Source organism: Pedobacter westerhofensis (assembly GCF_900182595.1).
Lineage (GTDB): Bacteria > Bacteroidota > Bacteroidia > Sphingobacteriales > Sphingobacteriaceae > Pedobacter > Pedobacter westerhofensis.
Map to the genome: position 1 here is coordinate 452,907 of NZ_FXTN01000005.1, position 12,143 is coordinate 465,049.

The 12,143-nt window shown below is 40.2% G+C and carries 11 protein-coding genes; 2 read left to right on the forward strand and 9 right to left on the reverse strand.

Features of this window, described 5'->3' with window-relative positions; translation table 11 throughout:
* Nucleotides 1–6: 6 nt before the first annotated feature.
* The 7 genes from porN to FN831_RS12330 all read right to left on the reverse strand — a co-directional run bounded on the left by porN (nucleotide 7) and on the right by FN831_RS12330 (nucleotide 7,254).
* Complete coding sequence (gene porN, locus FN831_RS12300) at nucleotides 7–885, reverse strand: type IX secretion system ring subunit PorN/GldN (protein ID WP_142528501.1); 879 nt, start codon at nucleotides 883–885, stop codon at nucleotides 7–9.
* Between the two features lie 7 nt (nucleotides 886–892).
* Nucleotides 893–2,431 (reverse strand): type IX secretion system motor protein PorM/GldM, encoded by a 1,539-nt coding sequence (gene porM, locus FN831_RS12305; RefSeq protein WP_142528502.1) that lies wholly within the window; start codon nucleotides 2,429–2,431, stop codon nucleotides 893–895.
* A gap of 42 nt (nucleotides 2,432–2,473) precedes the next feature.
* On the reverse strand, nucleotides 2,474–3,286 hold the full coding sequence (porL, locus tag FN831_RS12310; RefSeq protein ID WP_142528503.1) for a type IX secretion system motor protein PorL/GldL: 813 nt from the start codon (nucleotides 3,284–3,286) through the stop codon (nucleotides 2,474–2,476).
* Between the two features lie 53 nt (nucleotides 3,287–3,339).
* Nucleotides 3,340–4,704 (reverse strand): T9SS ring complex lipoprotein PorK/GldK, encoded by a 1,365-nt coding sequence (gene porK, locus FN831_RS12315; RefSeq protein WP_142528504.1) that lies wholly within the window; start codon nucleotides 4,702–4,704, stop codon nucleotides 3,340–3,342.
* Between the two features lie 194 nt (nucleotides 4,705–4,898).
* Entirely contained in the window at nucleotides 4,899–5,669 is a 771-nt protein-coding gene (locus tag FN831_RS12320) for a uroporphyrinogen-III synthase (protein WP_142528505.1), read from the reverse strand.
* 8 nt (nucleotides 5,670–5,677) lie between these two features.
* Entirely contained in the window at nucleotides 5,678–6,679 is a 1,002-nt protein-coding gene (locus FN831_RS12325) for a DUF4271 domain-containing protein (RefSeq protein ID WP_246101493.1), read from the reverse strand.
* 68 nt (nucleotides 6,680–6,747) lie between these two features.
* Nucleotides 6,748–7,254, reverse strand: coding sequence for a histidine phosphatase family protein (locus tag FN831_RS12330; RefSeq protein WP_142528506.1), 507 nt, complete (start codon nucleotides 7,252–7,254; stop codon nucleotides 6,748–6,750).
* Nucleotides 7,255–7,524: 270 nt separating this feature from the next.
* On the opposite strand from FN831_RS12330, the gene FN831_RS12335 reads away from it, so the two are divergent.
* The gene (locus tag FN831_RS12335) at nucleotides 7,525–7,782 is read left to right on the forward strand and encodes a hypothetical protein (RefSeq protein WP_142528507.1); all 258 of its coding nucleotides are present in this window, start codon (nucleotides 7,525–7,527) and stop codon (nucleotides 7,780–7,782) included.
* 291 nt (nucleotides 7,783–8,073) lie between these two features.
* On the opposite strand, the gene FN831_RS28410 is transcribed toward FN831_RS12335, so the two are convergent.
* On the reverse strand, nucleotides 8,074–8,307 hold the full coding sequence (locus FN831_RS28410) for a DUF6876 family protein (protein ID WP_394348302.1): 234 nt from the start codon (nucleotides 8,305–8,307) through the stop codon (nucleotides 8,074–8,076).
* Nucleotides 8,308–8,743: 436 nt separating this feature from the next.
* On the opposite strand from FN831_RS28410, the gene FN831_RS12340 reads away from it, so the two are divergent.
* Nucleotides 8,744–10,432, forward strand: a complete 1,689-nt coding sequence (locus tag FN831_RS12340; protein ID WP_142528508.1) for an ATP-binding protein — start codon at nucleotides 8,744–8,746, stop codon at nucleotides 10,430–10,432.
* A gap of 1,114 nt (nucleotides 10,433–11,546) precedes the next feature.
* On the opposite strand, the gene FN831_RS27695 is transcribed toward FN831_RS12340, so the two are convergent.
* A partial coding sequence (locus tag FN831_RS27695; RefSeq protein WP_185960458.1) for a hypothetical protein occupies nucleotides 11,547–12,143 on the reverse strand: 597 nt, incomplete at its 5' end.

Sequence of the window (12,143 nt, forward strand, 5' to 3'; positions counted from 1 at the left end):
TCTGGATTAGTACTCCCAGAGACTCTGTTCGTAGTCTGACATTCCTTTTTTGATACGGTCAGATTCATATAACTTTCTCGGATCTTTCGGATCTGTCTGGTTGAGGATCTCGATAATCGTTTTATTTGCAGGGTTAGTCTCTTTCACGATGTTACTGGAGAATAAACGTCTGACGAAGAAATCATCATAAGTGAGCACAGAGGCGTCGTTGGCCGGATTTACCAGTTTTGATTTACTTAACAACGGCCTTGCCTCGTCATAGTAGATCCAGAATACCGGCTGCCAGTTACCTTCAACCATCTTCATTGGTGCGATACCGATGATGCGCGGCTCAAAAACAGATCTTTTCACATCCAGGATCCAGTCTTCCTTGATCCTGTATTTCAGGAACTCGTCCGGCCTCAGTCTTTTCATGATTGGGGCACCTACTTTGCCATTAGCATCAGGATCTCCTTCTGAAGTTCCCCTGGCGCTTGTCAGGGCCTCATTGGCAGTTAACGCAATCTTAAAAGAGTCGTTGTCTTCCAGTAATTTACCTGAAGTAGTATCCTTTGGAGAATAAACTGTTAATTCTTCATTTGCAACAGCATCCATCAGGATCTCAATCAGTTTGGAACTTTCTGATTTCAATACCGAGTTGATGGTATCACGCAGGTCGATTTCGCGCCAAACACGTTTAGAATAGAAAACATCCTCCTCCCTTACGTCTGCAAAAGGCACCATAACACTACTATCCACATCTTTTCTGGCATAGAAACCGTCTTTAGGTGGAGTCTTGATCTTGGTTTTTTTAAGAACAGGGCCACTTACCGGAGCAGCCGGTGTTTGCGCAAAAGATGCTGTTCCAAATAACAGCAGGATAATAGTATATAGAACTTTTTTCATCTTGAATCTATTTAGCTATAAATGTTATTGCATCCAGGCTTTTTTGTCTGCCATCAGGACCTTCCACAACGATATCTTTAAAGATAACAGTAGCACCCGGTTTGATAGAGTTCAGCGCACCTTTCACCTGTCCGCCAAAAGAACCACCAGGGTTTGCCATCGTAACAGCATCTGATCTTGGATTAATGAATGTAGTATTAAACCTGATCACTTTATAAGTAATATCAAATACGAAATCATCAAGCTGTGTTTCGATCATGTTGGCTCTCGACAGCCATTCCAGATCTACGTTACCTCCTGATTTACCTTTAATAAAGGCTTTAGGTGTAGGCAGGGCTTTTACCCTGAATGCCTGGGAACCTAAATTAAGTGTTTTGCCTGCATTGCTTGCAGAAACGGAAATGTTAAGTGTTTTACCAACCTGATCTGCACCAACTTTCACCGAGAACTTACCATTTGAACCTGTAATAGATCCGCCCGGCATGCTCGCTCTTACGCTTTCCAGTGGAAAACCTGCAGCAGATACTGAGAATGGGTTTGGTATACCTGCATAAATTACGTTCATCTTATCAGGAGAAACCGTAGCCGATGGCTTGGCCACCTGGTAAGTCTGTTCCGGTGTCCTGTATTCTTTTACCTGGCCGTCAGTTTGTTTTACACGGATCACGCCGGACCATTTGAAGACCCCAACAGATCCTGTACCACCGGTATATGTACCTTTACCGTCTTTGGTATTCAGCCTGCTGCCGTTAACTGTAATTTCAGGGCTTGATTTTGAATCACTCGCGGTAAGGAATACCTGAGCAGCATAAGGCTGTCCCTGTATCACATACGAACTTGGTGCTACTGCTACCGCAGCAAACTGATCCAGGTTCACCAGTGATTTATCCATATTTCCGAACAATTTCTTTACGATCTCAGCTTCAGCATTTTTAGTATCCGCCTGGATCTTGGTCAGCACCGTATTTGCAGCCGTTAAAGGAGTTCCTTCACCAAAGTTAATGTCTTCCCATAATTTTTTGCCAGAAACGTTTTTATCCGCGTCTTTTGCTTCCAGTGAAAAGGAAACACTTTTGCGGTCCTGCGGCTCAAGCAAGGCAATCAGCTTTTCCCTGGTATCGTTGATCTTGGCTTTCAGCTTTTCGCCTTCTTTCTGGTTGATCATGATCCCCTGGGCGATATCAAGGTTCCCTCTTTCAACAAGGTCGCCTGTTTCTTCGCTCAATCCGCCACCGGCGGTATTAAACTGTTGTTTTAACTGCTGTACGTACGCATTCAGCTCATCAGCATATTTTTTTGCCTGGTTGGCTTTATCCCAAATAGGCTGTGCCCTTGCCGGCTCTTCTTTCAGCTTTGTATTTTGAAAAGCGGTAAAGAGCTGGTCAATGCTGGTATTCACATTTGTCCTTGATGATTCAAGACTATCATTGATATTCTTAAATGCATTCAATATTGTATCAGATACGTTTAGCGCAAGCATAGCTAACAATACCAAATACATGATATTGATCATCTTCTGCCTTGCTGATTCTTTTCCTCCGGCCATTATATTAGCTCTCTCTGGTTAAGTAAATAATTAATTATCTGACTAGGTACGCGGCGAGTTCATCGCTGTCAGCATATTGCCGTAAATCGCATTAAGTGATGACAGGTTTTTAGCCAGTTTACCAACCTCTTCCTTGAACTGTTTAGAATCTTCCATAGATTCATTAAAGTTGTTCATGGTAAGGGACAAGTTCTGATAAAATTTATTCATTGATTTTAAATGTGCACTTGAATCCTGCAATTCCAGTTCATATACAGCATTTAAAGAAGAAAGGTTCTTTGCGAGGTTAGTTACCTGCTCATGGTATGCCTTGGCATCTGTACTGGTTTCGCCCAGTTCAGCTAAATGGGCAGTAGCTTTTGTGAAAGCACCATTCAGTGTATCAAAGCTTGCCGAAGCAAGTTTAATTTTGCCGGTATATTCTGTAGTTGCCGTTGAGGCATCCGCAACAGAAGTGATCGCCGCAACTTTGTCGCCAAAAGTACGCAGGCCAGTGCCTAAGCTTTCGATCAGTTCAGGGCCTATTTTAGCATCTCCAAGCATCTTATCCAGTGCTGCAGTTGAAGAGAAACCTGTTTGCGCAACGGCTACCGGTCTTGCAGAAACTTTAGGTAATTCACCACTGAAATCATCGCTCAGTTCAGGATATACCCTGTCCCATGCTGGTTCTGGTGCAGGCGGGAAAAATCCTGTTAAGAAGAATAGAAATGCTTCTACTCCCAAACCGATACCGATCATATAGTTTCCCCAGATTCCACCAAGGTGAAGGATTTTGAATAATGCTCCGATAATAACGATACTTGCACCCCATGATATGGCTACGTGTAACCAATCAAACTTCTTTTTTGTTGCCATGTTTTAGATAAGATAAATGTTGATGTATTAGTTTTTACGAGAATTTTTAACGTTTAGTTTTTGAAATTGATATCTGTACCGGCGAATGAAGAAACACATCTGAAACCGATGTAAGATCTGGCCTGGTCCTGGTACTCGTAAGTACCTACAGAATTCTGAAGGAAGAAACCGATGTCTTTCCATGAACCTCCGCGAACAACCTTGCGTTTCATGTATTTGCTGTCAGATCCCTTTGCCACATAGGTGAAGTTTGGGTTGAAATCGAGCAATAATGGTGAAGCAGAGTTATTGTAAGCAGTAACTGTCCATTCTGAAACATTACCGGCCATATTGTACAGTCCGTAGTCATTCGGGAAATACGACCTTACATTTACAGTGTACAAACCACCGTCGTCGGCATAGTTTCCTCTTCCCACTTTAAAGTTGGCCTGCATACACCCCTTGGTATTTCTGATATATGGGCCGCCCCATGGATATTTCGTTTTTGAGTTACCTCCTCTGGCCGCATATTCAAATTCAGCTTCAGTAGGCAGCCTGTATTCAGGGCGCGAACTGATCGGAAGTTTTCTTTGTGCAGCAACCGGCTCATACAAACGGGTACGCCAAACACAGAAAGCATTTGCCTGTTCCCATGAAACGCCCACTACAGGGTAATTATCATATGAGGGGTGATTGAAATATGATTTTACCATCGGATCATTCTGTGAATAAGAATAATCGATTTTCCAAACCATTGTGTCAGGATAAACACTTACCGATGGAAACTGGTTAGGGTTATTCGGATCAGGAGAGTCTACATAGCTTTCGATAAAATCCTTACGTTTTTTTGTAGGGTCTTTTCTGCCTTTTTCTGCAAGGTCAAGATTCACGAAGCTGTAAGAATATCTGAATTTCCTTACATCCAGTTCAGGACGTCCGGGCAGAGCATCATCGCCGCTGTAATACATATCCTGCAGCTTTGCGTTCAGGCCACCGCTTTTATTGCTCCATAAGCTGGAGCCATTGCCTACCTTTTTCCAGTTGATATTTTTTTGTGAGGAGAGACTTGCGCCACCCGGGGTAGTTTTTGCATTGTTGAAATATGCCGCTGCTGCGCCGGGGCCTAATGTGGTCAGTGCTACAGAATCTCTGACCCAGTTCACAAACTGCCTGTATTCGGCGTTAGTGATCTCAGTTTCATCCATGTAGAATGCACTAAAAGAGGTCATTTTGCTTGGGGCAGTCTGAGAATTGTTAATATCCTCGTCAGACATCCCGATCAGCGTTTTACCCTGAGGAATGTAAACCATTCCGCGGGGCATTTTTTTATTGTTGAATTTCCGGTTATATACGCCCACAAGCTCTCCCTGCCCACCTTTTCCGCAACTGGAAGCAAGAATTGCAATCATTATAAAACCTAGCGTGTAAATTTTCCTCATAAGCCGTTGAGCAATTTTACACAATTTTATAGATTATGATTGACATAAACAACTATTTCAACATAAAAATCTCTCTTAAACGCAAAATAGGCAAGCCGTTACCTATTTGTTAACAACTTGCCTATGATGATTATTCAAGAAAATGCAAATATTTTACATTCCCCACTCTGGGGAATTGAGGCAACAACTGCGCCTTATTTATTAGACTTTTTAATATAATTCTCTATGGCCATAATCATAGAAGGGGATTCAGGTGAGGGTGCGGCGATATCAACGATCAGATCCTTGTCCCTTACAGCCTTGTGTGTATTTACCCCAAATGCAGCAAGCCTGGTGTTATTCTGTTGGAAATCAGGGAAATTTGTATAAAGCGACTGAATGCTGGAAGGGCTAAAGAAGGCGATCACATCATAAGTCACATCTGCCAGATCAGACAGATCGCTCACTACAGTTTTGAACAATACTGCCGGGGTGAGATCATATCCGTTCTTCATCAGGAAGTTCATGGTGTCTTCTGTAGCCACATCAGAACATGGGTACAGGAATTTTTCACCGGAATGTTTCTTCAGTACTTCTGCCAGATCCGCAGCGGTCTGCTTGCCAAAGAAGATCTTGCGCTTCCGGTACTGAATGTACTTCTGAAGATAAAGTGCCGTAGATTCTGAAATACAAAAGTATTTCAAATCTGCAGGTACTTCATACCGCATTTCCTCGCAAATCCTGAAAAAATGGTCCACGGCATTTCTGCTGGTAAAAACTACAGCAGTATATTCACTCAGCGTGATCTTATCTTTTCTGAAATCCCGTGCAGGAATGCCTTCTACGTGAATAAAGGATCTGAAATCAACTCTTAAGTTGTATTTCTTTGCCAAATCAAAATAAGGCGATTTTTCTGTTTCGGGTTTTGGCAAAGTTATCAGTATACTTTTTACTTTACGCAACCTATCTTCTGTCATTTCTTGCATTTTAACTTTTACAGCTGTAAACCTATTGCCTTGATTAATATCAAAATAGGGCATATTTCGAGGGCACAAAAGTACATAAATAAATAGAACTTTGAAAAACGATAATGAGATAAAATGTTTACTCCCGCCCTTATCAATTGAAACGTGAATATCACCGCCAGCAATACGAAAGAGATAACTATGTAATAGATACCATATTTCAATGGCGACAAGGCAAAAGCCACCACCAGCGGGATGAAAATTAATGAGATGTTAAAATAACTTAAATATAATATAGATATGTATTCGCTGACGGCTTTCTGAATGTTAAACAGGTGCCCCAGTAAACGGAGCAGCACAATTTTAAGCGCATACAGCACCACGATCAGCACGGATACGCCCGCAAAAAAGCGGAAGCCCTGGTGGACATAGGCCAGCTGGTAATACTGGGCTACCAGGTAGAAAAACATCCCGATGGTAAAGCCAAACTGAATAAACAGGAAAAGAAAAGGCCAGGAGCTAAACACGTTATCTTCTTTGTTGAGATTATTTAAGCCCCTGTTGCTGTAAAACGACTGTATGATATTCTGCAGCTGCTTGGCAAAAGAGATCCTTAAAACCGCAAAAACGACAAGTAATAAACAGATAAAGCCCAGCACCCAGGTCTTTCCCTTCGGAAGCGGGTTGCCGGTCCTGAATTTATTCAGTTTTTTAAATTTCCCGTATTTCTTAAACCAGGCTTCTATATCCAGCTTCTCAAAAACATTGGCTTTTACAATACTATCTATTAGTATGTGCCGGTTGATCAGTGAATCTGGCAGGATCCAGGTATGTGTCATGATAGAGTCCGTAACAAACTTCTGCCTGGCCAGAAATGCAGAATCCCTTGGTACACGCGGTTTGTAAAATTTTTGTGTTACAGCAGAATCTCCCGCAACAGTGACATTCTGCGCCTCAGCCTGATTAAATCCCAGTCCAAAAAACAGAAGAATGGTGACAAGAAGAGTTTTTATACCTGGAACTGATAACACTGATAGGATTGCTTTGCTGCAAATTTATGATATTATTATTTACATTATCATCTTCAGGGTAAAATGGTTTACCATGGCCCGCAGTTCCCGGCAGGAACAATTCCTTCTTTATCTTTTTGCAGTACCCTGTTCTTCTTCTTGCCGGTAATGATCCAGATCGAATCAAAGTCGGCATCGCTCCAGTTTAATTTTCCCTTTACGCCCAGTGCATTTGCAAGGGCCGCGATATTCTCATGGTCCCATACAAAAAGTACGGTGCCTTGTTTTTTGTCCAGGTCTTTAAGGATACCATCGAAATTGGTACCGCTGTACTTACTGTTTATGCTCAGATTGTGGGCAGAAGCGAAAGGGCTGATGGTCTGGAACATTCTTGCATGGGTTGTTTTGTTACCATTGCCTACTGAGGGTATATAGATTTGATCCGGAATGCCTATTTTTTTATACAGTACATCTACCAGTTTGAGCGAGCGGTTGAGCCCCCTGCAGTCCAGATTTTCATACTTATCCAGCTTCTCACCGTGGCGGATAATCACGATCTTTAATTTAGACTGCGCGTTCAGCGTTAAAACAGACATCAGACACAGCAATAAACACGCAAAAGCAAAAACACTTTTCTTCATCTTACGAAAATACGATAAAACAATTCCGAATTGCAGTTACCTTTGCCAAATGTCCGGAATAGAATGATTGACTAATTATCAATACATTAGAACGTCCGAGTAACAAATAAGTAACATTACGTATCCTATTTAAACCAAAATGATTGCCCTTTGAAGTAAGCAACACCTACTAATAAATCTGTCTTTTTGATTGGCCACATGAATTAAATAAGTTTTTTTTCTAAAATGGAAAAAGACAACAAAATTCTTTTAGGAAAGCTACTTGGTGAAATCTATAGACTGCAAAAAAATACATCTGAAATGGCATTTTCTGCGTCATTTGGACAAAGATATGGCTTATTAAATGGTTTTGAAGACGCTATTGATCATGAATTAGAAATGATTGGATTTGTCTCACAAGACGAACTTAATAATGTTGGAAAAATATTAGACGAGGTTTTTTTTAGACGAATCGAAAATGGCAAATTTCAAAGGGTTCTATGACTTAGAGCATAAATTCTCTGAAGTAGGAATAGATAGAGGCCAGGCCAATAAAATCTTGAGATATTATTACGCAGACCATAGATTTTAAGAACTCATTGATAAAATGAATACATCGGATTCCCCATCGGAGTCAAGAACATTTAATCTTAGAGATTACGATAAATAACATTTGCTTTTGTGGCTTAGACTAATTGTTTAGCAATGATCAGTTGAAATCCGACTAAAGACAACTAGCATACTTCTTTTACACTCATAGGACGAAGATTATAACTAGGACTTTAGCTAGCCTTATCATATTAGCACATAGAAAGGCTTGGAATTGTCTTCATAAGTTAATACGAATTGGTGTTCCGGATGATCAACACGACGTAGCTTCCAAACCTGAAAACTTTTATCGAGCTTTTTAATTGCCAGCTGACTGTGCAAGGCAATTGTCGTCAGCAGCCAGTAGCATTTGTAGTTTTGTGCCAGATATTGTACCCCCTTCGGTGTACCGGTATCCCAATAGAGGATGTTGAGTAGCATGCAGTTTCGGTGAACTGCTGAAGAAGATCGTTAACATTTTTAATTGGAGAATCCATGTGATTGGGATTAATTGAAACATTTAATTAGTTCACTTTTTACGGTTTTTTGGGAGATTGAGGTCAGGGTTGAGATCAGAAATTGCGGCGCGTCGCAAGCATCACGCAGTGATACCCCATTTTCTGATACTACCTTGCAGCAGTGTAAGAAATGGAAACCACGAGGAAACAATGCTTTGTGATCTAATTCAATGCCCGCTTAGACGATAACAATGTGTGTCACTAATCCAAAAGCCCTCCTTTGATTTTCAAATTGCTGAAATTTGTATAAGATGCGAAGTCCACAGCAGTTTAATCGAGTTAAAAAATAGATAATTCGTTCCTGAAGAATATTTTTCTGATTTTTGGGCAGAATCCTTCTAACCAGAATTAAATAATTTATGACTATAAGTGAATTAAAATTACTCAAAGAAAGCGAAGACAAAATTGAATTTAAGGAAGGTAGCCAGCAATATCCATATAATGGAAAGCGCAGGAGCATTTTAGGCTACACTGTAGCGCTTGCAAATGAAAAAGGCGGGTATCTTGCATTTGGGTTGAAGGACGCATACCCGCACGAAGTTGTTGGATCGAAAGTTTTTGAAGGCATTGAAGGAGTCCTAGAGCAAAGAATTTATAACGACACGAAGATCCGAGTGCAAACAGAGGTCCTGTTTGAAGGAAGCAAAAGAGTCCTGGTTATTAAAGTTCCAAGCAGACCGATTGGAAAAGCACTTCATTTCGAGGATGTTCCGTTAATGAGAGTTGGTGAAGAGTTACAAAGAATGTCCGATGAAATGTATTTATCTATCATACAGGAACAGGAGCCCGATTTCTCTGCCAAAATCTGCGAGGGCATTACCGTTGCTGACCTTGACAGTGACGCCATAAACAAAATGAAAGAATCCTATTCCAGGAAGCAGAATAATCCTGGATTCCTGCAACTAAGCAATGAGCAGGTGCTTACCGACTTGAAGTTGCTTGTTGATGGTAATAAGATCAATTATGCAGGATTAATTCTACTAGGAAAGAAGGAAACAATTGAACGTAAGCTGCCACAAAGTAAAACGATCTGGGAATTCCGGGGATCAGAGGGACAAATACACCACGACGCAAGAAGGGAAATCCAGGAACCTCTGTTTATTGCAATAGATAACATATGGGATTTGATCAACCAGCCTGTCCTTAACCGTAAGCATCCGATACAAACCGGGGCATATATTTTTGACTTGTTTGATTTTAATGAGCGCGTCATTCGTGAGGCGGTGTTAAACGCAGAAGCACACCGAGATTATACCATCACCAGTGAAGTGGTAATCAAGCAATTCCCGAATAAGATTACAATCAACAATCCTGGCGGCTTTCCAAAAGGAGTAACTATTGAAAATATTCTGACGGTAAGCAGTACACCAAGAAGCAGGTTAATGACCGAGATATTAGAAAAAACGGGCTTGGTTGAGCGAAGCGGACAGGGAGTGGATAAAATATTTTCAATTACGCTGTCTGAAGGCAAGGCAGAACCGGACTATACGGAATCTGATATGCATCAGGTTTCCTTAACGCTCAGAACCGAAATTATTGACAAGGCCTTCCATACCTTTGTCCGGGAATATCAGGATGGAGATAAAGAGCCCAAGCTTGGTGTTGAGCAAATTATTACCCTTTGTAAGATAAGAAACGGTATTTTCCAGAACTTGAAGGCAGATGTGGTATCGCAATTGGAAAAACAAGGATTGATTAAGCGGGCATCTTCCCATACCAATAAATATATTCTGTCTCCTGAATATCATCAACTGGTGGAAGAAAGTTCTAAAATCGGCAAGCGGTATTTAGTCAAAGAAATCGAAAGCATTGTATTTGCCTTGCAGAATACAACGCCAAAGATTGGCGAATTGGAAAATAGCTTGTCTTCATCTTTAAACAGAAACCAGATCAAATACCTAGTTACCAAATTAGCGGCTGATAACATCATAGTGTCGACAGGTTCTGCCAGTGGCACCAGATACCAGTTGGCAGAAAAATACAAAGACCTCAGAGGACATCTTTTATTAAATCAAATTGTAACGGAACTCAGGGAAATTTATAAATAAATGCCCTCGAAAAATCTCTGGGCCAAAAGATATTTCAAATTTTAATTTTCCTAGAATGATCCAGGATTATTTCAATGCGTTTAAACTGGAATTATTTTGATTTCAAATCCAGAGTTATTTGAAAAATTCCTTAAGATAATTCGATCAACTTTCAATTCTCCGAAAATCGAGTTAAATTCTCTCAAATCGATTTTAATCAGGAATCCGATCAATTTCTAATCGAAGATTTTTTCAAAAATTCTCCAAGATAATATCGACTAGATTTCAATTCTCCGAAACTCGAGTTAAATTCTCCAAAAAAAAATCTAGTCGAAATTTTGTCAACTCGAATTCGACAAACTTGAAAAATATCCAAAGCTAAAATCACCTTTCAATTTCAACTGTAAAATGCCTAAAATGATAATTAAAGATCTATTCTCTCGATAATTTTCAACTTCAATACTCGCTCGATTCTCTTCCAAAATATTTGAAAAAAATAAATTCCGATGCATTATCTTTTTTAGTCGAAAAAAATTCAATTCTCCAGGATAGGATTAAAAGGTCGTTTTGATGTTTAAACAGGATCTTTGTCAAAGAAAATGTGGACGAAATTTTATTCTCCAAGATTCTAGTCTACTCGAAAGTATCCTGAATTCAAATCATTCGAAAACTTTCAATTCCCCAGGATTCGGATAGATTTCCACGGAAAAATTTATTCGACAATTTGTTCTACGAATAGATTGATCAAAATACCGCCCTTTCTAGTTTCAACATTTCAAGTTATTCTTTTTTGTCAATGATTTTGAATTTATCAATTCTCTAGAATATTGGTGAAATTCTCCAGAAAGACGAATTAAGATCAATTGGACATTTCGAAAATGGCTTTCTTAAAAAGGTGGAAGGTGGGTCGAACCTACCCCCTTTTCTTTAGAAAAGGGGGTACTCTTTTTTTAGTCTGTTATACGCTGATGCAATCAAAGATTGCATCAGCGTATAACAGACTATGAATTTTTGAATATGGCTACGCCATTAAAAAGGCTGCCCTGTTTTTAAAAATGTGACATTCAATTGCAATTGATAACGTAAATATAATTAATTAGAAAACAATTAGCAAATATGACTAAGCATCCTTTTCTCAAATTGGGTCAACTGGTGCATCAGTTTCTAAACGCTCTGAAGTATCTTTTAAATGAAGCTGCTGAAATAAATAGATCGTTTCCTGATCGTTCAATGGAAGTCTATCGCCCGATTTTTCCGGCTCAAGCTCCAGCTTCAAAAGCCCATGGCTTTCCAGAAGCTTATCATAGATTAAATTAGGGTCCAGTATACCTGCTATTGACTGATAACCCTTCAGATTCATGCCAGATTTAAAAATCACTGTATCGGCGCCGCTGGTACGGATAATAGTAGGAATGAAAGTCTTCAGCAGAATGAGTGCGGCGTTTTGATGACGGTCGAGTTCTTCGATAATCTTATCTTCTAGTCCGGATGGGTCAACATCTTTCCAGAACAAGAGCAATCTCCAGAGTTCATTATCTTTAAGTATCTCAAAGAAATTATGCCCGTTAAATTGTTTATTGAACCTGGTGCGTATTTCAGCGAAAGTGCCCCTCTGTTTCGGGTCAAACTGACCCTCGCACTGGCTGCCGAGCGTAGTAGCGGATGCTCCACTAAGTACTACCAAAGATAATAAATTCCCGCCGCCCCCATCTGGCACTGAGCAAAAGCAGCT